Below are 25,039 nucleotides of genomic sequence, written 5' to 3'. Positions count from 1 at the left end.
TCCGCTGATCGATAACCGCTCATACGTCACCTATAGGGGGCTGGGGAACGACAGCAATATCCGGCACGGCATAAAGCACGGTATCGAACGAACTGTAGGCATGGCAACGCAGGTAGAAGCGATAGCCCAGATCCAGCGCGTGCAATTGTTCGAATACACTCCAAAGGTGCTCCGCACGATGGTAGACGCTGACCGCGAGGCCTGGGCGAAAGGCACGCAGCAACCCCTCGGCTCCTCGCAGCGCTGCCGGCTCCTCGCCCTCGATATCCATCTTGATCAGATTAGGGGCAAAGCCGGGTAAGGCATCATCCAGGCGCACGCAAAAAACGGGTTCGCCCCCCTGCTCCGATAGGTGACCACCGGCCCCAAGAGAGCTGTCGAAGCCTGCCAAACGGTTGCTATCGGATACGCCACAGGGAAAATGGCTCGCCTGCCTGCCAGAGAGTGTCTGCACAAGCACGCGGTAATGGTCGAGATTGGGCTCGAAGGTCGCTATTGCATCGAATCGCAACCCAGACTCGCTCATTTCCTGAATCGTATCTCCGACGTAGGCACCGCAGTCAATGAACCGCAGCGGCTGAGGCCACGCCGGCAGATCATCGGGATGATACTGGCGCGTATCCGGCTCTGGCAGGCAACGATAGTCACCACCGGTGCGAAACTCGACAATCCGATCAAGCAAGGCTCGGCTCTGCTCATCAGCTAAGTGACGCCTCAGGTTCGCTATACGATCCGCGTGCCGCTCATAGAAAGAAGGTTCGACAAGCCAATAGCGAAATGGCTGATCCTCAGGGTGATCTCGCACGAACTCGACGAGGCTTACGATCTCCCCGTAGCCGAGCGCCTCAAGCTGATCGACTATGGCCCCGACGTTCACATGATTGTTGAACAGCCCGATGATCACGCAGGCCTTGGCCGGATCATGGTGCAGGGCCCAGTCCTCGCACGAGTGAACAGGAACGTCGCCTACACTCCGCAGTGTCCTGTCGCGATCCAGGAAAGCACTCAGCTTGACCCCCATGCGTGCCAGATACGCCTGCACCTGTTGACCCGCCAACCGGGCGCCATAGACAAGAACGTACTCGGAGCCAAGATTGACCATCAGGCACTACCTCTTGGGATATGAACCAGCACGCCATGACCGTTGAGGTTGTGAAAGAAGCGGAACTGCGGATTGTCCAAGACGAACTCATTGACCAAGCGCGTTACGCCTTCACATCCATGAAAGCCATAGTCGTCGAAAATGACCACAGCCCCCATGACCAGTCGCGGCAGCGCCCAAGTCAGGACACCGAGAGCCGACTCGTAGACATCCACATCGATATGCAAGAGCGCGATGCGCTCATCCACCTGTTCGGCATTCTGCTCCGGGAACATCCCCACAAGCACCTGCGCCTCATGCAAACCATTACGTGACAGCAATGCCCTGACTTCATCGACAGTCGTATCGGCATGCTCGCCCCCCTTATATCGGGTATCACGCTCACCGACCTTCACGACGCCGGCAAAAGTATCGGCCAGAAATAGGCGGCGCCCCGGGCGCCGACTCGCAAGTCCGAGCAAGCAACCCGACCCGCCCCGCCATACCCCTACCTCAAGGAATGCACCCTCCAGATGATCCATCTGGCGAGCCAATTGCCAAAGTTCGTAGAGGCGATAGATGTCCACGAGGGTATGCTCACGAACCCGCTCATATACATCTAGGAAGTCGGCATTGCCCACCCAGGGAGCGTAACTGGCATAAGGTAGCACCCGCGAGTGACGAAGCTCCTGTGCCTGCGAATGCGCCCAGTCGCCCTGGCTACGCAGATAGCCATAGCAAAAGCCGGTCAAGCGCCGCTTGATCCAGCCAGTCATTCAGCACACCCGAAGGAAACCGCCATTTGTTCTGCCAGCTCCTCACGCGGAAGGAAGGGATACAAGTCCTCCAGAGCGCCGGTTACAGGCTTGCCGTTTTCATCAATACGGGTCATGACACGTGGCACCCGCGGTTCTTCGACCTGCACCAGTACCTCGCAGATCACAGGCCCTTCAATGTCCAGCACCGCCTGTAGACGAGCCTGCAGATCGGCGTGCGAATCGACGCGCGCATACCCCACTCCATAGGCACCGGCTAGTTGCGCCAGATCCGGCAACTGCAGACCGCTCGTGGAGTCGGCCCCGACCAGCAGCTTGAAGTGGGTGTTTTGCGAAGTACGAATCGAAGCATAACCCTGGTTGTTGATGACGAAGCATTTGACCGGCAGCCGCTGCGCAGCGAGCGTCGCCAACTCCTGAACGTTCAACTGCAGACCACCGTCACCCTCGACACATACGGTCGGCCGACGCCCGGATGCCAGGCACGCACCAATCGCCGACGGAATCCCGAACCCCATTGAACCGGTACCGCGATTATGGAAGCAACGTTGGCCCTTCTTCAGCCGTAGGTTGAGCAAGAACAACTCGGAAGCGAATCCCGAACTACCCGGCGCGATCACATCCCCCTCGTTGAGCAGCGAGGAAAGCTGGTCAGTGAAGTAGTACATGCTGACACCTTGGCTGTCGTCGGCGTGCTCCTCCTGCAGAAGCGGGTACTGTCTGCGCCACTCGCCGATACGCGTCAACCAGTCGGCGTAAGACGGCAGGCGCCCACGGGATGACTGCAACGCCAGCGCTTCGATAAAGGGTTTGACGTCGGAGACTACCGATACCTCGATGGGCATCTGCAACTTGGCGATTTCCGCCGGATCGATGTCCACCACCACCTTCTTCGCATACGGTGCAAAATGCGCGTGATTGTATGCCGTCAGTGCCATGTCCAGACGCGAGCCGAGAACGATCAGCAAATCGCAGTTCTGCAGGGCGAAGTTGGCCCAACGCGGCGCAATCGAACCAGGGCGTCCAGCATAGAGCGGATGCTCATCGTCGATGATGTCCATGGCCAGCCAGGTTGGCATGATCGGCACGCCCACGGCCGCGATCATCTGGTGGAATGCGTCAACAGCGCCGGCCATGCGGATGCCGCTACCGGCAATGATCCCCGGTCGCTTGGCCTCACGCAGCAGTCTCACGGTTTGCTCCACAGCCGCGCTGACATCCGGTTGTTCGATCGTTACTGGCGGTTTTGCCCGACGCAGAGTGGCGGGATCGACCTGCGCAGCCTGCACGTCCAACGGCACATCCAGCCACACCGGCCCACGACGCCCGCTGAGCGCAGCGTGTTCGAGCCGGTCGAAGACCTCCGCAACCGCTTGCGGATCGGTCAAGGTGATAGCCCACTTGGTGATCGGCTGGACGATAGAGACGATATCGGCTTCTTGCACACCCAACATGCGCAGGCCGGTACCGGCTTTGAGATCGGCACTTTTGACCTGGCCGGAGACGAAGAACACGGGGGTGGAATCCAGCCAGGCACCGAGCACCGCAGTCACGGTATTGGTCGCTCCCGGACCACAGGTGGTCATACAGGCAGCGGGCCCACCGGTGAGCTTGCCGGCGGCTTCGGCAGCGATGGCGGCCGCCTGCTCATGCAGGCACAACACTGGCTCCAGTTCGGGGTGGCGTCCCAACGCGTCATTGAGGTGCATGGCGCCACCGCCCGGCAGGAAATAGACCTGTTTCACCTGCAAGCGCGCCAGGCGCTCCATGATGTAATCCGCTACACGGATAGTCTGAGTCATGTTGAAGACCTCTCGAAACCGGCGCTTAAGCGAGCCGCGTCAAAAATTGCAGCGCCGACCAAAAGCCAGCACCATGATCCTTGTGCCCCTGCCAAACCTCGGGGATAAAGCTGACCTGCGGATGCTGACGAATCTGCGCCCAGGTGGCTCGCCAGTCGATATCGCCGGTGCCCATCAACACGCCTTCGCCATTGGTGCCCTTGGCATCGGCCACGTGCAGGTGCGCCGAATGCGGCAGCAGCAGCGCCAGTGCCTGTTGGAAATCGAGGCCGAAGTGGAAGCAGGTCATCTGTAGGTGCGACAGATCCAGGCACAGGCGCAAGCCATGATCACGCGCCTGGGCGGCCAGCTCCTCGGGCATCATGAAGATGTTCTGGTGGCGCTGGCCGCCGAAGTGCCAGGGGAACGGCGCCATGTTCTGCGGAATCAGTTCGGTGCCGGCGAAATCCACCTGGCGGCAGGCTTCGTGGAAGCGCTCATAAAGTTCCGGGCGCATGGCCAGCGGGCGCGGCTCGTCGGCGGAGAAGCCACCGATATTGGCGACGATCAGCCGCGCATCAGCATTGGGGAAGAATTCGCCGATTTGCAAGGTGGCATCCACTACGCGCTGCAGGTTGTCGATGGAGCGTTGGCGATAGGCAGGATCATTCGACGCCAGATCCAGCAGCTCGCTGTTCTCGAACAGCTCCGGCGCGTGCACCACCAGGCGCGAACAGTCGACCTCAGCGAGAAACGGCCGCGGCTGGAGGCTAAGGTCGCGGTAGGACAGGTGGAACTCGAACAGATCCGGGTTGATTCGCCGGCGGTAGTCGAGGAAGTCGTGATAGCGCACCGGCACACCCCAGCGGATCGGCAGGTCGAACGTATGACGCTGCTCCTGGATCTGCTCGCTCAGGTCACTATCGAAGAGAAAATCGCCCTGGGCGATATCGCGACCGGCCAGCTTGCCCAGCAGCTCCGGCAAACGGTAAGGCGGCAGGCCCTGGCCAGGGCTGGCGATACGCAGCATCGACGCGTCCATTACAGTGCCACGGGCGATGTCACATGCGGCAATCACGCTCTTGCCGAGGTTCTCGCGGTTTAGCAACTCGCCCTGGCTGGCATGGCGACCCGGGCCTTGCCAAGGCAATGCCAGTTCCAACTGACGAATGCCGTCGACCAGTTGACGGAACTCGCCCGGCTCCAGACTGGCCAGATGATCCGGCCCCTCCATACCCCGATCCAGGGTGATGTGCCGTTCCACCAGCTTGGCACCCAGCGCCACTGCGCCCAGGGTAATGGCGACGCCACGCTCATGGCCGGAATAGCCGATCAGGCCGTGCAGCTCCTGCAGGCGACGCAGATAACCGAGCTGGATATCGGCCTCGGGGGCCGGGTAGGCGCTGTTGCAATGCAGCAGGGCGAACGGCGTGCCGAGTGCCTTGAGCTGTTCGATGGCACGCACGATCTCATGCTCGAAGGACATGCCGCTGGACAGGATCAGCGGCTTGCCCAAGCTCGCGGCCTTGGCGATCAGGTAGGGGTTGCACAGATCCGCCGAGGCGATCTTAAGCGCCGCCACGTCGAAGCTGACCAGCGCATCGACACTGGGTTCGTCCCAGGGCGTACACAGGTAGGTGATGCCCTTCTGCGCGCAATAGGCGCGCACCTCGCGGTGTTCGTCGAGGCTGAGTTCCACCTTGTCCAGCAAGTCCTGAATGTATTCCACGCCCAGGTCTTCGGCACGAGAGCCATCAGCCTTGCTCCGGTAGAGTGCCTCTCGGTTACGCAGTTGAAACTTGACGCAATCGGCGCCGGCTTCGATGGCTGCATCGACGAGTTGTCGCGCCAGTTCCAGCGAGCCGTTGTGATTGTTGCCGACTTCGGCAATGACGTAGACGCGCTCGCCGCCAACCGGGAAGCCGTCGATGTGAAATGAGGTCATTGAATTTTCGTTCGCCATGAGGTCACGCCGCTCGATTCGAAGCGGAAGTTCTGGGTCTGACAGCCCAGCGCGCCGACGGCGTTAACCACGCGCTGACGATGCTGGGGCTGGACGTAAAACAGGAAAAAACCGCCGCCGCCGGCGCCCAGCAGCTTGCCGCCGCAGGCCCCGGCAGCCATTGCGGCTGCATAGATGTCATCGAGCCGACCATCGCTGATGGCCGAGGAAAAACGCTTCTTCAACTGCCAGGCTTCGTCCAGGCAAGTGCCGAACGCCTTGAGCTCACCCCGGATAAGAAAGTGGTGCATGCGCCGACACAGGGTGACACTGGCACTGAGCAGCTCGGTTTGCGACAGCTCGGCCTCGATCTCCTCGCGCTGCAGTTCGTGCAGGCGCCCGGAGTCATGCGAGATGCCGGTGTCGCACAAGACCAGGCAGGACTCCAGCTCATTTCGGATCGAGTCTTCCAGGCGAATGGGATGGACAAGATTGCGCTGGTTCTCGAACTCGATCAGGTTGAAACCGCCGAAAGCCGAGGCGTACTGATCCTGCCAACCACCAGCGATACCGAAGCACAGGCGCTCGGCCTGGAACGCCAGTTCGGCGATCTCGTAGGTGTTCCAACGATCCTGGCGCAGCTCGTTGAACACCGCGATGGTTGCGGTGGTGGCCGCCGACGAGCCGCCCAGGCCAGAGCCCACGGGAAAGTCCGACCGCAGGTAAAGGTCGAAGCCGTACTTGGGCTTGATCACCGCAACGATGGTGGCCAGCAGGCTCTTCTCCGGCGCGGCCAGCAACTCGGCCAGGGAGCTGTAATGCTCCTCGCGCCCGAGGTCTTCTGCGAAGATGCTGATGCGGCTATCGTCACGCGGGATCAGAGTGGCATGGGCATACAGGCCCACAGTGCAACTGAGCACGGCTGCCGAGTGATCGATGAAGAAATAGGTGAGATCCGCACCGCCGCCGCAGAAACTCATGCGCACGGGCGCACGGGCACGGGCCAGTACGGGCACCTCGACGCTGGCAGCCATCTGCCGGGTGTACACCTCCACCAGACGGCCCTGTTCATCCAGGCCTGGTAGAGCGATGCAGCCCAGATCAAACGCCTTGAGCAGATCCTCACGCGGCGCGCCTATGCGCACCGAACGAAACTCCTCATTCATGCAAGCGGTCACTGGCTCGTCCGTCTTGCCACCCTGCAGCAAGTGGCGACGCACGTCACCGTTGGTCACCACCCCCAGCAAACGCATGTGCTCGTCCACCACGAAAACGATCTGCAGGGCGCCGGCCTCGATGCATTCGACAGCGTCGAGGATGCTCTGCTGTTCACGGATACTGAGGGTTTGCACGAGCAGACTCATGATCGAGGTTCCATCCGAAAATCATTGGCATATCGGTCAAGCGACTCCGGCGTGCCGATATCGATGAATCGACCGCTATACTCGATGACGTTCACGGCTTCGCGCGCCAGCAACTCGGGCAGTAGCTCCTGCTCCATCGAGCACGCACGCACATCGGCGCTCGCGAAGGTTTCGCAGGTAAAAGCGTAGACGCCCGCGTTGATCAAACCCGCCCCCTCACACCCTTTCTCCAGCAGAGCCTGCAACCGACCACTGACGTCGACTTCGAGACTACCGTAGCGGCTACGGTCATCCACCCGTACACCCAGCAGTGCATTGCCCTGCCCCTGCCCCATCAGTCCGTATCCATCGGCATCGAGGAAGGTGTCGGCGTTGAGCACCAGATACCGCCCCTGTGGCGGTTGCTCACGCAGCGCATTGAGCAGGGCACCGCCCGTGCCCATCGGGCTGTGTTCGACCACCAGCATAAGTTGCAGTCCGGCATCCTGCGCCAGAGCCGCCAGTTGTTCAGCGACCTGCTCGGCGCGGTAGTACGCGCAAAGTACGGCCTCACTGATGCCTGCCCTCGCCAATTGACGCAGCACGCGGGCCAGAAAAGGCTCGCCATGCACCGGCACCAGCGCCTTCTGCGTATCCGTCACGCTACGCAGGCGCGTGCCGAAGCCACCGCAGAGCACGTAGGCGCGCATCAGCGCAGCCTCCGCACATAAGCTTCCAGGCTGCGCGCCGCATGTTCCAGATGATCCTCGGACAGCCCCGGCCACAAGCCAATCCAGAAGGTGTCACGCATCGCTTTGTCGGTCATTGTCAGCTCACCGCAAACGCGGTACTCCTGACCCTGCATGTACGGCTGGCGCGTCAGGTTGCCAGCGAACAGCAGGCGCGTACCCACGCGTTGCTCGTCCAGATAACGCAGCAGTCCAACCCGTTCGATGCCGCAACCATCACGCAGGGTCAGTGGGAAGCCGAACCAAGACGGATCACTGCCAGGCGTCGCCTGCGGTAGAATCAACTGCTCGGCACAGCCGGCCAGGCGCTCGCTGAGCCAGGCAAAATTGCGCTTACGCGCGGCGATGAAGTCATCGAGACGATCCATCTGCGCCAGGGCGCAGGCGGCCTGCATGTCGGTGATCTTGAGGTTGTAGCCCAGGTGCGAGTAGGTGTACTTGTGGTCGTACCCTTCCGGCAGGTCACCCAGTTGCCAGCAGAAGCGCTTGCCACAGGTATTGTCCTCGCCGGGTGCGCAATAGCAATCACGGCCCCAGTCGCGGAACGACTCGACGATACGTTTGAGCAGCGGCGAGTCAGTGAACACCGCCCCGCCCTCGCCCATGGTGATGTGGTGCGCGGGGTAGAAGCTCAGCGTACCGAGATCGCCGAAACTGCCCACCTGGCGGCCTTCGTAGGTCGAGCCGAGGGCGTCGCAGCAATCCTCGATCAACCACAGGCCGTAGCGATCACAGAGCTCACGAATGACCTTGAGGTTGAATGGGTTGCCCAGCGTGTGGGCGAGCATGATGGCCTTGGTACGTGGCCCGATGGCAGCTTCGATCAAAGCCGGATCGATGTTGTAGGTGCCCAGTTCGATATCGACGAACACCGGCACCGCACCGAACTGCAGGATGGGGTTGACGGTGGTCGGAAAACCGGCGGCAACGCCGATCACTTCATCGCCCTTGCGAATCGCCCGGTCGCCCAGACGCGGGGAGGTCAAGGCAGAAAAGGCCAGCAAATTGGCCGAGGAGCCGGAGTTGGTGGTCAGCACGCAGCGGCGCCCCAGATAGCGCGCCAGGCGCTTCTCGAAGGCCTGGTTGAAGCGGCCGGTGGTCAACCAGCCGTCAAGCACCGCCTCGGTCATGTTCTGTAGCTCACCGGCTCCGATCACCTTGCCTGAGGGCGGCACGGCATCACGGCCAGCCTCGAAGGCGGCAGGTGCCAGTTGCAGCGCGGCATAACGCTCCACCAGCTCGGCAATCTGCCGACGCAGCGCTTGCGCCGTCTGTTCACTCATGGGTTTCGCCTTGATAGGCCGCTATCTGCGCGCGGCTGAATGTCTGCATGTCCTCGCCGGCCTGCCAGGCCTGGTGCCAGTCGAGGGTTCGTTCGATGGCCAACTGCAACGTCCAGCGTGGTCGCCAGCCCAGGCGAGCCCGTGCCTGGCTGGAATCCAGCGCGAGCAAACCGGCCTCGTGAGGTTGTCCGTTCGCCTCGACCGTCCAGGGCGCCTGGCCTGGCCAGCGCTGTGCCAGTCGTTCAACCAGTTCGCCGACGCTGACCAGCCCCTCGTTATCGGGGCCGAAGTTCCACGCCGACGCCACGGCTTCACCCTGCTCAACCAGTGCCTGCGCAAGACGCAGATAGCCGTGCAGAGGTTCGAGTACGTGCTGCCAGGGGCGCACGGCCTTTGGGTAACGCAGCGTCAGTGACTGACCTGCCTGCCAGGCACGCAGAATGTCGGGCAGCAGTCGGTCGCTAGACCAGTCGCCGCCGCCGATCACATTACCGGCCCGGGCCGTGGCCAGGGCAATGCCGGATTCACGCAGGAAAGACTCGCGCCAGGACGCGCACAGCAACTCCACACAGGCCTTGCTGCTGCTGTAAGGATCATGCCCGCCAAGGCCATCACTTTCGCGGTACGGCCAGAGCCATTCACGGTTTTCGTAGCACTTGTCGCTGGTCACCACCAACACCGCACGTACGCTGTCGCAGCGGCGTAGCGCTTCCAGCAAATTGGCCGTGCCCATGACGTTGGTGGCATAGGTATCAGCCGGTGCACGGTAGGACTCACGCACCAGTGGCTGAGCCGCCAGGTGTAGGACGACTTCCGGGCGAAAAGCTGCAACGGCCTCGGCAACGCGCTGAGCGTCTCGGATATCGGCCAGGGTGCCAGGTACACGCTCTGCCAGGTGGGCGACCTGCCAGAGCGACGGCTCAGCAGGCGCCGGCAAGGCATAACCGCAGACCTCGGCGCCCAGCTCCTGCAGCCACAGCGCCAGCCAGCCGCCCTTGAAACCGGTATGCCCGGTCAACAGGACTCGGCGACCGGCCCAGAACGCCGCACTCACGGCCATACACGCCACTCCGCCTGGCCGCTCTTCCAGCGTTCTTCGAGCAGCACCCGGTCGCGCAAGGTGTCCATCGGTTGCCAGAAGCCACGGTGCAGGTGACTCATCAGTTGTCCCTGTTCGGACAGTTGGCGCATCGGCTCGTATTCCCAGGTGGTGCCGTCACCCTCGATGTAATCGAGTACCCCCGGTTCAAGCACGAAGAAGCCGCCGTTGATCCAGCCACCGTCGCCTTGGGGTTTTTCCTGGAATCCCTGCACCTGCTGCCCCTGTACGTCCAGCGCACCGTAGCGGCCGGGCGGCTGCACGGCCGTCACCGTTGCCAGCTTGCCGTGGCTGCGATGGAAATCGATCAATTGCGGGATGTCGATGTCAGCGACGCCGTCGCCGTAGGTCAGGCAGAAAGTCTCGTCGCCCAGGTAATCACGTACGCGCTTGAGGCGGCCGCCCGTGGCAGTGCTCTCCCCCGTGTCGACCAGGGTCACGCGCCACGGTTCGGCATGGCGGTTGTGAATGTGCATCTGGTTTTCCGCCATGTCGAAGGTCACGTCCGACATGTGCAGAAAGTAGTTGGCGAAATACTCCTTGATCACATAGCCCTTGTAGCCCAGGCAGATCACGAAGTCGTTGATGCCGTGATGGGAGTAGATCTTCATGATGTGCCAGATGATCGGCTTGCCGCCTATCTCGATCATCGGCTTGGGCCGCAGGTGGGACTCTTCGCTGATACGCGTGCCCAATCCGCCGGCCAGAATGACTGTTTTCATAAATTCGCCCAGGTCGTCCGTACTGACCGACAATTCATTGACCTTATCCCACTCGTACAAACTGATCGAGCAAAATGCATGCCGCACTGCCAGACCAAGACTGACACACGCATGAGGAGACGGAAAAACGAGCGACGAACTTCCGCACGCTCGCGCCCCAAGGGGCGCGAGCGTAACAGCCTTGAGGAGAAAGCGGCTAGCTAACGCAACTGGTTGAACAGGTTCAGCCCGGCGATCTTCACGTAGCTCTGCTGCGCCGCCTCGAGAATGATGGTCTGGAACGACAGGCGCGACAATGCCTCGGCATAGTCGAGTTCGCGCAGTTCGGCCTGCACGGACTTGTTCACCAGGGTCACGTCTTCATTGTCGACGCTGGTGGTGTCGATCATGTTGAGGCGCGCGCCGATCTCGGTCTGCACTTCCAGCACGTTGCCCATGCCGTTGTCGAGGTTCTTCAGGGCGATGGCGACTTCATCGCGAATGGCCAGGTTGCCGGCCGGCGAAGTAGGCGAGGACTCCAGTGCCTGGCGCAGACGGGAGATGGTGTTGAGGATGCTGCGTTGTTCCTGGAACTGCGGCTGCACACCGAATTCGTCGCCCCCTGCCGCGGCAGCCGGCCCGGACATCGTGAACTCCGCGCCATACACGGTGAAGGTGGCAGGATAAGGCGCGGTAACGGTTCCGGTGGTCAGCACGGGGCTATTGGGGCCAACCGGCTGGGCATAGACCTCGTAGTTGGTGTCATCTGTGAAACGCAGCACCACGCCAGAGGTAGGAAACTGGCTATCGAAGACGGCCTGATTGACGATGTTGCCCCCAGCCACCACGGCGGCCGAGCCGTTGGTGGAGGCACGGGTCACCGCGAACTCGGTCGGCGCGGACTGCAGGGTGAAGCTATGCGTACCGATGCCGGGTGAGCCTGCAGTGGCCGGAGGCTGGATATCGGCCAGCAGGTTGTCCAGATCCAGCGCGTTGTCGCCCTCTTTCAACACCACGTCGAGCTGAAAACGCATGCCTCGGAAGTTGATGACATTGCCGCCATTGACCAGCGGATCGATCTTGCCGCCCCCCGGGATTTCGGAGGTGACATCAGCACCGCTGGCGTCGTAGATACGGAACTCGGTACCACTGACGAAGGCCAGCGAATAGGGCTCGCCATTACGGAAATCAGCGTTGAACGCGCGGTTATCCTCGACCAGGCCGGGCGAGATGAAGACCCGCTGATCAGCGGTGGGCACTGCGGGAATAGTGGTCGCTGGCAAGGGCGGCGATGGTAGTGCCGGGTTATTGACTCCATTGCCGTTAGCCACACGATTGGCGTTGGTGACATCCTCGAACAGGCGCTTGCCGTTGTCGTTGATCGCCACATTGGTCGAGCTGGCCACCTGCAGCGTCCGCTGCCCTTCGTCACCGAAGTACGAGTAGGTACCGTCCGGGTTCCGCACGAACGGCTCATTCTTGCCCAGGAAACCAGAGAACAGATACTCTCCACGGGCGTTGCGGCTGTTCATCAGGTTGAGCAGCTCGGCCTCGCGCTCAGAAAGTTCCTTGGCGATCGAGTTGCGGTCTTCGGCAGACAGAGCACCACCGCCGGCGCGTACTGCCAGCTCGCGCACACGCTGCAGCACGGTATTGACCGAGTTAAGCGTGGTCTCTTCCTGAGTCAGACTGTTCTTCGCAGCAGTCAGGTTGTCGCTGTACTGCTTGAGCACCGCCTGTTGTTGCTCGAGCTGCAGCAGGCGCACCGAAGCCACCGGATCATCCGCCGGGGTGAGGATACGGTTGCCGCTGCTGATTTGCTCCTGGGTGCGAATCAGATTCGAATAATTGCGCCCCAAGCCGGAAACGCCGTTATTGAACGCCTGAATGGATGAGATGCGCATGACCATGGGGCTTGCCTCTTGCAACGCCTGTCATCTGTACAGGCCGCGCCTTCCCGAACTCGGGAAAGCGACTATCAGAATGTATTGATCAGAGTATCGAACAGGTTACGCGCAACTTGAATGATCTGCGCGGATGCCTGGTAGTACTGCTCGAACTGGATCAGTTTGGCCGCTTCTTCATCGAGGTTGACCCCCGAAACCGAGTCACGGTTATCGGTGGCCTGCTTGAGAATCGCGCCGGTCGCCTCGCCATCTACACGCGCCTGGCTGGTGAGCGTACCGACCCGTTCCACCAGATCGCCGTATGAGTCGGAAAAGCTCGAACCCGTGGTATCGGGCGCCGCCGGGTTGATCCCGATCACGGCTTTGTTCTGCAGGTTGACCAGATTCAGCGCATTACGGTTATCCGACACGCCATTGGTATTGAACGACACCGAGAAGTTGTCGCCGGCCGACGGTCGACCGCTGATGGTCACCTGGTAGTCGAACGCAGCGGGAACCGCGGGCGGGTTGGCAGGCACGCTGATGGTCAGCGCGTTGTCCTGCCCCGGAACGATACTGCCGGTGTCGATCACATTGCCGTTGATGTCGACCACGTCATAGCTCTGCGTCGCACCGCCGCCGGCGCCCATCACGATGCGCAGCGGCGGAGCGTTACGCAGGCTGGTCTCCAGATCAGCCTGTGCGGCCGGATCATAGATGTTGATTTCGGTCAGCAGCTTCGGCTGGGTGATCTTGCCGGTGCCTATGTTGGCCGGGCTGGTTTCGGCCTTGAGCGGCGCAGCGAAGGCCAGCTCCTCGGGGTTCTTCATGTCCGCACGGACATCACGACCGGCGTTACGGGTCGGCATCACCAGGAAGCGATCACCTGCCGCGAAGGTGCCACCGGCCACGCCGAGGGAAAAGCCGTCCACTTCAGGCGCAGGCACCGTAGTGATGTCGAAAGTCGCCGGGGTCGGCGGAAACAGCGTGCCATCGGACGTCCGCCGAATCACGTACTCAGTGGCACTGGTGAACTGCACCTCATAGTCGCTGGTGGTCAAGCGTGAGGTATCGGTGAGCGTGACGTTGAGGTTGGCGTTCGGGTCGCTGTTGCCGACTCGCGCCAGGCTGCGCTGACTGAGCAGCGCAGGATCATTGATCGAACGGAACAGCTCGTTGCCGAACTGGCCATTGAGATCCAGCCCCTGCCCCAGTTGCCGGTTGATTTGGTCGGCGACCGACAGTGCCAGGCGTCCCACGGCATTGAGCGAAGTATCCAGCACGTCCTCGCGGTAGCGCAGCAGGCCGCCCATCTCTCCGCCGGTGATCAGCGAGGTGACGTTCTGCCGCGAATTGCCGCTGACGAACTGTACCTCGTGACGCAGCGGATCGGCCTGCCCCGGCACCACTTCGAGCCGCGCAGCCTGCTTGCCGACGACCAGTGGCTGGCCGGAACCGATGAACAGGTTGTAGCTGCTGTCATCCTGCGGCACCACGGTCACACCGACGAACTCGGAAAGCTTGCGCACTGCCTCTTCGCGCGCATCGAGCAGATCGTTCGGCGCCTGCCCATTGGAAGCGGCCACAGCGATCGCATCGTTGTAACCGGCGATAGCGGTGGCCAGCTGATTGACCTGATCGGTAACCGCCGACAGCTGCTTGTTGATGAATGCGTTCTGCTCGTTCAGGCGGTCATAGACGGTATTGAAACGCTTGGCCAGCCCCTCCGCTTCCGACAGCGCCAACTGCCGCGCCGGTACGTTGGCCGGGTCTTCGGCCGCGGTCTGCAGGGCCGAGAACAGCTTCTGCAACCCCGGGGTGATGCCGGTGTTACTACCAGCAAGCAGGGAGTCGAGCTGGTTGATCTGGCTCAGGTACGCCTTGGTGTCGCTGTTCAGCGCCGTGCTGCTACGTACCTGGGTATTGAGGAACTCGTTGTAGATACGCCGAACGTCGGTCAGGGTCGTACCCGAACCGATATAACCTGCTCCGCTGAACTGCGGTGTGCGCGTGGCCTGGATCGTCTCCTGGCGAGAGAACCCGGGCGTGTTGACGTTGACGATGTTGTGACCCGTTACCGCCAGGGAGGTCTTGTTCGCCGACAGGCCCGAGAGGCCTATGTTCAATAGATCAGCCATGGTTCAGCCTCAAATCCTTGTAGTGCTGCTGTCGGCAGCAGCCACGGCCTGATAGGTCTGCATCTTGCGAGCGATCTGCGAAATCTTGCGCGCGTAGTTCGGGTCGGTCGCGTAACCGGCCTGCTGCAGCTCCTTGACGAAACGCTCCGGGTTCTCGGTGGCGTTCAGCGCCTTTTCGTAACGACCGTTGCCCTGCAGGAAGCTCACGTAATCATCGAAGCTGTGGGCATAGGATTCGTAGGTACGGAAACTGGCGGCTTCCTTGACGGCCTTGCCACCCTTGTATTCGGTGGTGAGAACTCGTGCCGAGTCGCCTTCCCAACCACCATGAGCCTTGATGCCGAACAGGTTGTGGCTGCTGTCGCCATCACCGGTACGGATGATCGACTTGCCCCACCCCGTTTCCAGAGCGGCCTGCGCCACCAGATAGCGCGGGTCGACACCGATTTTCTCAGCCGCTGCTTCGGCCATCGGCAGCATGGTGGCAACGAACTCCTGCGGCGAGCTGAACGCCGCCTTGCCCGGTGCCAGCGGAGGCTGAGCGATACGCCGCCCAGTCAGGGCATCACTGTTGCCCAGGCTCAGGCTCTTGCCCTGCGGAGCAGGAGTCGCCTGCGCTGGAATCCAGTCGCTGCCGGTCAGGGTCTTGCCATCGCCCTCTGCGGCCGAAGGCACTATGCCAGCCAACAGACGATCCGCCAGCTTGCCCGGCACAGCCAGGCGGCGACGGTTGAGCAACGCGACATCGTCACGGAAACCTTCGCTGCTGGCGGCTTTGTCAGCATTCGCTTCACTCTGCGCCGCAGCTGGCTGCTCGATCTGCGCGAACGGGTTGGGCCGGCTGGATGCCTGCTTGATCTTCGACATCTGCCGCACCAGCACGTCAGCCAGGCCAATGCCACGACCTTCCTTGGACAACGTCACAGCCAACTGCTGGTCATGCATGTCCTGGTAGGTCTTGCTCTCGTTGCTGTTCATGAAGTTGCCCTCACCGAACGCGGCGTTGGCCGAACGCATGGCCTTGAGCATTTCGTTCATGAACAGCGACTCGAACTCCTGAGCGACCTTGCGGATGTTCTGCTCGGTGTCGCCGCCCACCTTGAACTGGTTGAGACGGTTCAGGTCGGTAAACGCACCGCTGTCGACCGGGCTCTTGCCGTTGCCGAGCAGACCGGCTGAGAGTCGAGAATCCATATCGGCGATCCTCCTCAGATCACGATCAGGTCGGCCTGAAGGGCGCCGGCTTGCTTGAGCGCCTCCAGGATGGCCATCAGGTCGGAAGGCGCCGCGCCTACCTGGTTAACCGCGCGCACGATCTCGTCGAGGCTGGTGCCAGGGCCGAACTTGAACATCGGCTTGGCCTCTTCCTCGGCGCCCACGCGAGAACGCGGCACCACTGCGGTCTGACCACCGGAGAGCGCTTCAGGCTGACTGACGATGGGGTCTTCGGTGATGGTCACGGTCAGGCTGCCATGGGTCACGGCCGCTGGCTGTACCTTGACGTCCTGGCCGATGACGATGGTGCCGGTACGCGAGTTGATGATGACCTTGGCCACCGCCTTGCCGGCCTCGACCTGCAGATTCTCCAGAATCGACAGGTAGTCGACGCGCTGATTGGGATCGAGCGGCGCGCTGACCCGAATCGAACCGCCATCGATGGCCTGGGCCACGCCTGGGCCGAGCAGGTCATTGATCTGGTCGACGATGTTCTTCGCCGTAGTGAAATCGGGGCGATTGAGATTCAGGGTCAGGTAGTTGCCCTGATCGAAACCGCTCGGCACCGGACGCTCCACGGTGGCACCACCGGGAATACGACCGGCAGACGGCACGTTGACGGTGATCCGCGAACCATCGGCACCACTGGCATCGAAGCCACCGACCACAAGGTTGCCCTGGGCGATGGCGTAGACATTGCCGTCGATGCCCTTGAGCGGCGTCATTAACAAGCTGCCACCGCGCAGGCTCTTGGCGTTACCAATGGAAGAGATGGTGATGTCGATGGTCTGCCCCGGCTTGGCGAACGCCGGCAGGTCGGCATGCACCGACACCGCAGCGACGTTCTTGAGCTGCACGTTGCCGCCTGGCGGCACCTTGATGCCGAACTGCGCCAGCATGTTGTTGAAGGTCTGTACGGTGAACGGCGTCTGGGTGGTCTGGTCGCCACTGCCGTTGAGGCCGACCACCAGGCCATAACCGATCAACTGGTTGCTGCGTACACCCTGGATCGAGGCCAGATCCTTCAGGCGTTCGGCCTGAGTCGGCAGACTCAGCAACATGCATGCGAGCATGGTCGCCAGCAGCAGCCAGTCGTTGGCGCCACGGCGGCGATAGCCACGGTGAGCGACCGCGAACTGCCGACGGCATGCACCAGCCTGTGCCGACTCACTGCCATGAACACGCGTGCCTCGCTTGGTAGCCGAGGTCACAGCGAAGGCCTTGCGCGCCGAACCGCTGCTCGTCACACGCGCGTACCAGGTGGACAAGTGCTCGAGCAGCAAGGACGGAGAATGGGTCAGCCAGGTTTTCATCTACAGTTCCCCGCGATCAGAACGGCCACAGCGGGCTCATGAAGAAACGGCTCATCCAACCGGGTTGGCTGGCGTCGGCGAAGGCACCAGTCCCGGAATAGGTGATGCGCGCATCGGCAACCCGAGTGGAAGACACGGTGTTGTCGGTAGAGATATCGTCAGCACGAACCAGACCGGAAATACGCATCAGTTCATCGCCGGTGTTGAGGGTCATCCACTTCTCGCCACGCACCGCCAGAATGCCGTTGGGCAGCACTTCAGCGACGGTCACGGTGACCGAGCCAGACAAACTGTTACTCTGCCCCGCCTGACCGGATCCCGTGTTGGCACGCTGGGAATCCCAGCTCGCATCCAGACTCAGATTGTTGTTGGTCATGCCCAGAGCGCTGAGGCTGCGCAACGGGTTATCCGGGGCGACAGTCATGCCGAACAGGTTGGGCACCCCCAGGGTTCCGCTACTGTCTTTCTTCAGCGCACTGTTGGCGTTCTTGCTGGCCTGGGTACGCTCATTCAGGGTGATGGTGATGATGTCACCCACGCGAAATGCCTTGCGGTCGTCATACAGGCCATTTTCGAAACCGGCCTGATAGATCGAGCCGTTGTTCTGCGCAGCCGGCAACGGCGTACGTGGCAACACCGGCGCGTAATAGGGATCATCCGGCTTGGCTGTTGGCGCCACGCAGCCGCTGCCCAGCAGCAGGCCAGCCAACAGGGGGAAACAGAGCATTTGCCGGTTCATAACCACTACCTCGCGGCGTTCACAACAGTGTCAAAAAATCAGAGATTCTGCGTCACGAAGGACAGCATCTGATCAGCGGTGGAAATCACCTTGGAGTTCATCTCATAAGCGCGCTGGGTGGTGATCATGTTCACCAACTCCTCCACCACGCTGACGTTGGAGTTCTCCAGGGTGTTCTGCAGTGTGGTACCCAGACCGTTGAGGCCCGGGTTGCCGACTTGCGGCGCACCACTGGCGCCGGTTTCCAGGAACAGGTTGTTACCGATGGCTTCGAGACCCGCCGCGTTGACGAAGTCGGCCAATTGAATGTTGCCGATGATCTGCGGCTGCGCATTGCCGGCGGTGGTCACCGAGACGGTGCCGTCTTCCCCAACAGTGAAGGTGCGCACCTCGGCCGGCAGGACGATGGCCGGTTCCAGGGCAAAGCCCTGGGAGGTGACGATCTGCCCGTCGGAATTGAGGTGGAAGCTGCCATCACGGGTATAGGAAACGGTGCCATCAGGCTGCAGGATCTGGAAGAAACCACGGCCGTTGACGGCCAGATCCAGCGGCTGCTCGGTGGTTTGCAGGCTGCCAGCAGTGAAGATCTTCTGCGTCCCGACCACACGCACACCGGTACCGAGCTGCAGGCCGGACGGCAACTGGCTGTCCTGGCTCGACTGGCCACCAGGCTGACGGCGGATCTGGTACAGCAGATCCTCGAACTCAGCACGGTCGCGTTTGAAACCGGTGGTCGCGACGTTGGCCAGGTTGTTGGAAATGGTGGTCAGGTTCATGTCCTGAGCGGACAAACCGGTCTTGCTGACCCACAGTGCCGGAAGCATATCGTTTCTCCTCGGACGCCGGTTTTACGGCGCCGCGTGCTGGTAATTAGCTAATCTGCAAAACCCGCGCCATGGCCGACGAATTGTCTTCGGCGGTGCGCATCATCTTCACCGACAGCTCGAACTGACGGGACAGGGAAAGAATCGCGGTCATCTCCTCGACGGCATTGACGTTGCTTGCCTCGAGAAAGCCAGAGGTAAGCTGAACCGTGGCGTCGGCCTCTACCGGGGGCTGGCCCTTGACACGAATCAGGCCATCGGTGCCCTTCTCCATGCTTTTCGGATCCGGATTGACCAGCTTGATACGGTCCACCTCGGCCAGCACGTTGGGGTTTTCGCCAAGGGCACGAATACTGATGGTGCCGTCCTGGCCGATCTCTACTTTCTGCTCCGGCGGCACAGCAATCGGCCCGGCGTTGCCCATCACCGGCAAACCATTGCCGGTGCGCAGTATTCCCAGAGCATCGATGTTCAGGCTGGCGGTGCGCACGTAGGCCTCGCTGCCATCCGGCGCCTGCACGGCGACCCAGCCCTTGCCGCCCACGGCAACGTCCAGGTCGCGTCCGGTTTCCTGCAGCGAACCGGGACGAAAATCAGTGGCAGGACGTTCGCTCATGGCGAATACGCGAGCGGGATAGGTTTCACCGAACAGCGGCATGGAGCGCGCCTGCTCGAAGTCACGGCGGAAACCCGAGGTGGAAACGTTCGCCAGGTTGTTGGCGTGGGCGCGCAGAGCCAGTGTGTTGTTCTGCGCTCCGGTCATGGAGACATACAGCATCTTGTCCATGGTAATTCTCCGAGTGGGCGACGTGCCCTTGGCTCTTTGCATTGACTACAGCAAGCGTCGTGCCAGACCCGAAAAATAAACTCAAGACATTGATTTTAAAGAGATTAACTGAAGATAGAGAAGTGTTCAGAAAAGCCGGCGGCGAGGTTTTGCCGGCCCTGGAACGGCAAAGCGGCAAGCCAGGCTTGCCGCTTTGCCTCAGCCCGAATTCATCAACGCAGGTTGATGATGGTCTGGGTAATGGCGCTTTCGGTTTCGATGGTCTTGGCGTTGGCCTGGTAGTTGCGCTGAGCCACGATCAGGTTCACCAGTTGATCCGACAACTCGACGTTGGAATCCTCCAGCGCCCCCGCCTGCAAAGCACCCAAGGTGCTGCTGCGCGGCGTGCCAATCACCGGTTCACCGGATTCGAACGACTGCGCCCAGGCCGTCTTGCCTGTCGGAGTCAGCCCCTGGACGTTGGCGAAGTTCGCCAGCAACACCTGCCCTTGAACCTTGGACTGGCCGTTGGTGTAACGGGCGAAGATCACCCCGGTATCATCGATCTCGATACCAGCCAACTGGCCCGTGGTGTAGCCATCCTGGCTAACGGCGTTGACCCCGAAAGATGCCGCGTACTGGGTAGAGCCGCGCATGTCGAAGGTGAAGGCCTCGCTGTCGGCGCCGTTGGGCACCATGGTTCCCGGGTTGACCGGATCCTTCTCGGCTGGCACCCAGTCGGCCGCCGCCAGGCTGAAGATGCCATTAGGTGTGCCGGCAGGAATGGCCGGTGCATCCAGGGCCGGATCCGGCGGAGTGCTGGCCAATGGGGTCAGCGCTGGATTGGCCAGTTGGCCGGCCGCATCGTAGTTGACTGCATAGCTGAACGGCTGAGTGCTGGTCGGGTCACGCGGGTTGACCCCATCGATCAGCACATGCATGACCCAGCCATTGTTGGCCGGCGCCTCGTTCTTGACGAAGTACTGGCTCATCACGTGGGCGTTGCCCTGCGAGTCATAGATGTTGGTCGAGGTGGACCAGTTGAAGGACTTCGAATCGCTCGGATCGAATGTCGGTGCTGCCATGGTGCCGGCATTGGCAGGCCGCACGGCATTGGAGTTCAGGTTGAGGCGCTGGGTAACGCTGGTGGTCGCCTTGGGCTCCTGCTGACCGGCACTGATGCGCAGGTCGGACTGCACCGGCAGGATGTTGCCGCTGTCATCGGCCGTATAGCCCTGCAGGCGATAGCCGAAGTTGTTGACGACATAGCCATCACGATCCGTACCGAAGTAACCGGCGCGGGTATAGCCAATCTCACCATTGTTGCTGGTCATGAAGAAACCATTGCCATTGATGGCAAGATCCAGTGCGTTGTTCGTGTAGTTGACGTTGCCCTGGTTGAACAACTGCGACACATCAGCCAGCAGCACACCGCTGCCTTGCGCGTTCTTGCCGGTACCCAGAACGGAAGCGGCATAGACATCGGCGAACTCGGCACGCGACTGCTTGAAACCCGCAGTACCGGCGTTGGCGATGTTGTTGCCGGTGACATTGAGGTCGCTGGTCGCGGCACGCAGGCCACTGAGACCAATATTGAACGACATGGAAGACTCCTTTGCCGGGACTGCCGGCGGCAATAGTTACTGGCCGATGACCTGCACTTGAGAAAGCGGAACGCTGCCCAGACCGGCAAGGTTGAGCATCAGCTCGCTGCCGCCCAAGGTGACGCTGTCGACGTTAGCCGGCAGCAAGGTGTACAGCCCCTTGGTTTCACTGCCGTAGGTGGCCTGCGCCTCGAACTTGTAGGTGCCCGGCGGCACCACATTGCCGTCGGAATCCTTGCCATCCCAGATGAAGCTGACATTGCCGGCAGCCTGCTCGCCCAGGTTGACGCGGGTAACCAACGCGCCCGAATTGTCATAGACGTTGACGTACACGTTGCTGCTGCTGACGGGCAGCAGAGTGCTGGCCTTGAAGCTCTCGCTAGTGTCGACCACCGCCTTCTCGCTCGGCACGATGACCTTGCGGCCGACCAGAGAAGAAGCCTGCAGTGCCTGCGAAGACTGAAAGCTGGAAAGCATCGAGCCCATGCTGGTGTTGAGCTTCTCGATCCCCTCCACCTGGCTGAATTGCGCCAACTGGGCGATGAACTCACCGTTGCCCTGCGGCTCCAGCGGGTTCTGGTTGTTGAGTTGGGCCACCAGCAAGTTGAGGAACTCGTTCTTGCCGAGGTCGTTGCTCTTCGGTGCGTCCGGTTTGATCTGGTACTGATCCAGTACTGAGCTGGTGCCGTTTACGGTGCTCATACCCTGATTTCCTCGTCTCGTCTTACTGACCCAGGGTCAGCACGCGCTGCAGCATCTGTTTGGCGGTATTCATCATTTCCACGTTGGTCTGGAAGGCGCGACTGGCGGAAATCATGTCGGCCATCTCCTCGACCACGTTGACGTTCGGGTAGTAGACGTAGCCATCGGCGTTAGCCATCGGATGATCCGGCTCGTAGCGCGGCATCAGGCTGCTCTGATCCTCGATCACACCGAGCACCTGCACACCACGCCCCGCTTCATCCTGTTCGGCGAACAGCGAACCACGGTCGCCGCCTTGCGCCTGCTGGAATACGGTGGCGAACACCGGATGACGGGCGCGGTAGGTCTGATCCAGGCTCGAAGACACGGTCTCGGCGTTGGCGATGTTGCTGGAAATGGTGTTCAGGCGAGTGCTCTGGGCGCTCATGCCGGTTCCGGCGATGTTGAAGACACTGGCAAGGGACATGGTCGCGCTCCTTATTCGCCGCGCAGGGCGCTGGTCAGCCCTTTGAATTTGCTATTGAGGAAAGTGAAACTGGCCTGGAACTGCACGGCATTCTCCGCGTAGTTCGATTGCTCGATCTGCAGATCCACGCTGTTCTGATCCAGCGACGCATGGAATGGCGTGCGGTAAGGCAGCTCGGCGTCACCCGTCTTCACGCCATCGGCCGGAATGTGGCGGCTGTCGGTACGGTTGAGAGAAACACCACCACGCTGCATGCGGTTGCTCTGCTCGGCCAGTACGCTGGCGAAATCCAGGTCGCGGGCCTTGTAGTTCGGGGTATCGGCGTTGGCGATGTTGTTGGCCAACACCTCGGCACGCTGGGCGCGAAAGCCGAGTGCCTGCTCATGGATGCCGAGTGCTCTGCCGAAGTTGATGCTCATGTTCCGAACCTTTGCCGCTGAGGCCATGTGGTCACTGTTGCAAGCTATTCAGCAAAGGCTGTGCCAATTTATTTATCTCAATAAAATCAATACCTTAATAGCATTCAATACGAGAAAAAGCGGCAAAGCGGCAATGGCTTTCCGCCTGTTGGCAATCAAGCGGCAAAGCCTGCCGGGCAGATTGCCGCCCTGCCGAACCGTAGGGTGCGCCATGCGCACCGGCTCTTCAGCCCCGTCAGGTCGCAGGTGTGCACAGCGCGCCCTACCCAACCGGTCACGTGTAACCGAACCGTCATCTCCAGCTCTGGAAACGCAAACGGGAGGCCAAAGGCCTCCCGTTGCTGATACCAAACATGCGTTGCGTCTATTTGGCCTTGTAGATGATCCCCGGGCTGCACTGCACCATCTGGTACTTCTCCGGCAGGCCATTGAGCGCCTCGGAGGCCCCGAGGAACAGATAGCCGCCCGGCTTGAGGGTGGCATGAATGCGCGTGAGGATGTCCTTCTTCACTTCTGCCGAGAAATAGATCAGTACGTTGCGGCAGAACACGATGTCGAACTTGCCCAGTGCCGCGTAACTGTCAAGCAGGTTGAGCGGGCGAAACTCCACACGACTCTTGATCGGCGCCTTGACCTGCCAGCGCCCTGGCCCTTTCGGATCGAAATAACGCTGCAGGCGCTCCTGCGAGAGCCCCCGCCCCATGGCCAGGCTGTCGTATTCACCGGATTTGCAGTTGCTCAGCATCGACGGCGAAAGGTCGGTGGCAACGATCTGCACACCGGCCTTCAACTGGCCAAGGTTCGTGCGCTCGAACTCATCGATGGACATCGACAAGGAATAAGGCTCCTGGCCGGACGAGCAGGCCGCCGACCAGATGCGCAGGCGCTGGGCCGGATAGGCCTTGATCAGCTCCGGCAATACACGGCTCTTGAGCACCTCGAAGGGGTAGGTGTCGCGAAACCAAAGCGTCTCGTTGGTAGTCATGGCATCGACCACCTGCTCGCGCAGCCCTCCGCGCGGCTGGGTTTGCATACGCTGCACCAGCTCGCCCAGGGTCTTGATGCCGTTCTGTTCCATCAGCTTGTTCAGACGGCTGGAGACCAGGTACTGCTTGTTGCTACCAAGCAGAATACCGCAGGCCTTTTCCAGGAAAGTCCGGAACTGCTCGAAATCCAAATTACCTGAAGACACTAGTGCCGCCTCACCAACCATAACGTTCGCCGAAGGTCGCCCCTTCAGCCCCCATCCGAAACACGAATGCGATCGACCACACGCGCTGCCAAGTCATCTGGCTTGAACTTGGCGAGAAAGTCGTCAGCGCCGACCTTCTTCACCATCGCCTGGTTGAACACACCGGAAAGCGAAGTATGCAGGAGGATATGTAGCTTCTGCATGCGTGGATCGCTACGAATCTCCGTAGTCAGGGTATAGCCGTCCATTTCCGGCATCTCGATGTCGGAAATCAGCATCAGCAGTTCCTTGTCAGGATAGCGCCCCTCGTCCGCCATTTTCTTGAGGAAAGTGAGCGCCTCACGCCCGTCGTTCAAGGCGGTCACCTCGACACCGACAGTCTGCAGGCAGCGCGACACCTGTTTGCGCGCCACCGAGGAGTCATCGACGATCAGCACATGCTTGGTCACCGCCTGACTCTGCACCTGATCATCGATGACGCCTGCGGAGATCACTTCGGAGGTGGGCGCCACCTCTGCAAGAATCTTCTCCACGTCGATGATCTCGACCAGTTGTTGGTCGAGCCGCGTGACCGCGGTCAGGTAATGATCGCGCCCGGTGCCCTTGGGTGGCGGATGGATCTCCTCCCAGTTCATGTTGACGATGCGCTCCACCGAGCGCACCAAAAAGCCCTGAACCTTGGTGTTGTACTCGGTGATGATCACGAAACTGGTTTTCAGATCTTCCAGCGGTGCCCGCCCCGTGGCGATGGACAGGTCGAGAATCGGGATCGTGCCACCACGAATATTGGCCACGCCCCGCACAACCCGGCTGGATTTGGGCATGATGGTGAGGTTGGGGCACTGCAGCACCTCCTTCACCTTGAATACGTTGATGCCATAAAGCTGTGGGCCTTCCAGGCGGAACAACAACAACTCCAAACGGTTCTGCCCTACCAGCTGAGTGCGCTGGTTAACCGAATCCATCAACCCGGCCATGCCCGGACTCCTTCTTGTCGAGTAACGCCTACCCCTAGCAGCC

Annotated in this window: 22 protein-coding genes; all 22 read right to left on the bottom strand. The window is 61.1% G+C overall.

Features of this window, described 5'->3' with window-relative positions:
* Window positions 1-19: 19 nt before the first annotated feature.
* The 22 genes from C7A17_RS20455 to C7A17_RS20350 all read right to left on the bottom strand — a co-directional run bounded on the left by C7A17_RS20455 (window position 20) and on the right by C7A17_RS20350 (window position 24,996).
* Complete coding sequence (locus C7A17_RS20455) at window positions 20-1,102, bottom strand: FkbM family methyltransferase (RefSeq protein WP_106739835.1); 1,083 nt, start codon at window positions 1,100-1,102, stop codon at window positions 20-22.
* Window positions 1,102-1,857: a TylF/MycF/NovP-related O-methyltransferase gene (locus C7A17_RS20450; RefSeq protein ID WP_106739832.1), complete on the bottom strand. Its 756-nt coding sequence runs from the start codon at window positions 1,855-1,857 to the stop codon at window positions 1,102-1,104. The genes C7A17_RS20455 and C7A17_RS20450 overlap by 1 nt, the downstream gene beginning before the upstream one ends.
* Window positions 1,854-3,659: a thiamine pyrophosphate-binding protein gene (locus C7A17_RS20445; protein ID WP_106739830.1), complete on the bottom strand. Its 1,806-nt coding sequence runs from the start codon at window positions 3,657-3,659 to the stop codon at window positions 1,854-1,856. Before C7A17_RS20445 ends, C7A17_RS20450 begins: the two co-directional genes overlap by 4 nt.
* Window positions 3,660-3,684: 25 nt before the next feature.
* A complete protein-coding gene (locus C7A17_RS20440; RefSeq protein ID WP_106739828.1) occupies window positions 3,685-5,583 on the bottom strand; it encodes an N-acetylneuraminate synthase family protein in 1,899 nt (632 codons plus the stop codon).
* Window positions 5,580-6,944 carry a GHMP family kinase ATP-binding protein gene (locus tag C7A17_RS20435; protein ID WP_106739825.1) on the bottom strand — a complete coding sequence of 455 codons (1,365 nt, stop codon included), beginning with the start codon at window positions 6,942-6,944 and terminating at the stop codon, window positions 5,580-5,582. Before C7A17_RS20435 ends, C7A17_RS20440 begins: the two co-directional genes overlap by 4 nt.
* Window positions 6,941-7,633 carry a sugar phosphate nucleotidyltransferase gene (locus tag C7A17_RS20430; RefSeq protein ID WP_106739823.1) on the bottom strand — a complete coding sequence of 231 codons (693 nt, stop codon included), beginning with the start codon at window positions 7,631-7,633 and terminating at the stop codon, window positions 6,941-6,943. The genes C7A17_RS20435 and C7A17_RS20430 overlap by 4 nt, the downstream gene beginning before the upstream one ends.
* A complete protein-coding gene (gene rfbH / locus C7A17_RS20425) occupies window positions 7,633-8,955 on the bottom strand; it encodes a lipopolysaccharide biosynthesis protein RfbH (protein WP_106739820.1) in 1,323 nt (440 codons plus the stop codon). Before rfbH ends, C7A17_RS20430 begins: the two co-directional genes overlap by 1 nt.
* Window positions 8,948-10,015, bottom strand: a complete 1,068-nt coding sequence (gene rfbG / locus C7A17_RS20420; protein ID WP_106739818.1) for a CDP-glucose 4,6-dehydratase — start codon at window positions 10,013-10,015, stop codon at window positions 8,948-8,950. Before rfbG ends, rfbH begins: the two co-directional genes overlap by 8 nt.
* Window positions 10,006-10,776, bottom strand: a complete 771-nt coding sequence (gene rfbF, locus C7A17_RS20415) for a glucose-1-phosphate cytidylyltransferase (protein ID WP_106739815.1) — start codon at window positions 10,774-10,776, stop codon at window positions 10,006-10,008. Before rfbF ends, rfbG begins: the two co-directional genes overlap by 10 nt.
* Before the next feature lie 200 nt (window positions 10,777-10,976).
* Complete coding sequence (locus tag C7A17_RS20410; protein WP_106739813.1) at window positions 10,977-12,665, bottom strand: flagellar hook-associated protein 3; 1,689 nt, start codon at window positions 12,663-12,665, stop codon at window positions 10,977-10,979.
* A gap of 68 nt (window positions 12,666-12,733) precedes the next feature.
* Window positions 12,734-14,779 (bottom strand): flagellar hook-associated protein FlgK, encoded by a 2,046-nt coding sequence (flgK, locus tag C7A17_RS20405; protein ID WP_106739810.1) that lies wholly within the window; start codon window positions 14,777-14,779, stop codon window positions 12,734-12,736.
* Window positions 14,780-14,788: 9 nt separating this feature from the next.
* Entirely contained in the window at window positions 14,789-15,973 is a 1,185-nt protein-coding gene (flgJ, locus tag C7A17_RS20400) for a flagellar assembly peptidoglycan hydrolase FlgJ (RefSeq protein ID WP_106739808.1), read from the bottom strand.
* Window positions 15,974-15,987: 14 nt separating this feature from the next.
* Complete coding sequence (locus tag C7A17_RS20395) at window positions 15,988-17,067, bottom strand: flagellar basal body P-ring protein FlgI (protein ID WP_037002928.1); 1,080 nt, start codon at window positions 17,065-17,067, stop codon at window positions 15,988-15,990.
* Between the two features lie 256 nt (window positions 17,068-17,323).
* On the bottom strand, window positions 17,324-18,046 hold the full coding sequence (gene flgH, locus C7A17_RS20390; RefSeq protein ID WP_106739806.1) for a flagellar basal body L-ring protein FlgH: 723 nt from the start codon (window positions 18,044-18,046) through the stop codon (window positions 17,324-17,326).
* 38 nt (window positions 18,047-18,084) lie between these two features.
* Complete coding sequence (gene flgG, locus C7A17_RS20385; protein WP_106739803.1) at window positions 18,085-18,870, bottom strand: flagellar basal-body rod protein FlgG; 786 nt, start codon at window positions 18,868-18,870, stop codon at window positions 18,085-18,087.
* 46 nt (window positions 18,871-18,916) lie between these two features.
* On the bottom strand, window positions 18,917-19,657 hold the full coding sequence (locus C7A17_RS20380; protein WP_106739801.1) for a flagellar basal body rod protein FlgF: 741 nt from the start codon (window positions 19,655-19,657) through the stop codon (window positions 18,917-18,919).
* A gap of 212 nt (window positions 19,658-19,869) precedes the next feature.
* Window positions 19,870-21,240: a flagellar hook protein FlgE gene (gene flgE, locus C7A17_RS20375; protein WP_106739799.1), complete on the bottom strand. Its 1,371-nt coding sequence runs from the start codon at window positions 21,238-21,240 to the stop codon at window positions 19,870-19,872.
* Between the two features lie 36 nt (window positions 21,241-21,276).
* Window positions 21,277-21,942 carry a flagellar hook assembly protein FlgD gene (gene flgD / locus C7A17_RS20370; RefSeq protein WP_106739796.1) on the bottom strand — a complete coding sequence of 222 codons (666 nt, stop codon included), beginning with the start codon at window positions 21,940-21,942 and terminating at the stop codon, window positions 21,277-21,279.
* 22 nt (window positions 21,943-21,964) lie between these two features.
* Window positions 21,965-22,408 carry a flagellar basal body rod protein FlgC gene (gene flgC, locus C7A17_RS20365; protein WP_013714948.1) on the bottom strand — a complete coding sequence of 148 codons (444 nt, stop codon included), beginning with the start codon at window positions 22,406-22,408 and terminating at the stop codon, window positions 21,965-21,967.
* Window positions 22,409-22,419: 11 nt separating this feature from the next.
* Window positions 22,420-22,827: a flagellar basal body rod protein FlgB gene (gene flgB, locus C7A17_RS20360; protein WP_106739794.1), complete on the bottom strand. Its 408-nt coding sequence runs from the start codon at window positions 22,825-22,827 to the stop codon at window positions 22,420-22,422.
* Window positions 22,828-23,191: 364 nt separating this feature from the next.
* The gene (gene cheR / locus C7A17_RS20355; RefSeq protein WP_199796348.1) at window positions 23,192-24,019 is read right to left on the bottom strand and encodes a protein-glutamate O-methyltransferase CheR; all 828 of its coding nucleotides are present in this window, start codon (window positions 24,017-24,019) and stop codon (window positions 23,192-23,194) included.
* A gap of 44 nt (window positions 24,020-24,063) precedes the next feature.
* On the bottom strand, window positions 24,064-24,996 hold the full coding sequence (locus C7A17_RS20350; RefSeq protein WP_106739788.1) for a chemotaxis protein CheV: 933 nt from the start codon (window positions 24,994-24,996) through the stop codon (window positions 24,064-24,066).
* Window positions 24,997-25,039 lie beyond the last annotated feature (43 nt).

It is taken from the genome of Pseudomonas mendocina, assembly GCF_003008615.1.
Classification (GTDB): Bacteria; Pseudomonadota; Gammaproteobacteria; order Pseudomonadales; family Pseudomonadaceae; genus Aquipseudomonas; species Aquipseudomonas mendocina_C.
Note: the sequence above shows the minus strand (reverse complement) of the source record. Positions and strands in the feature narration are given on the sequence as shown.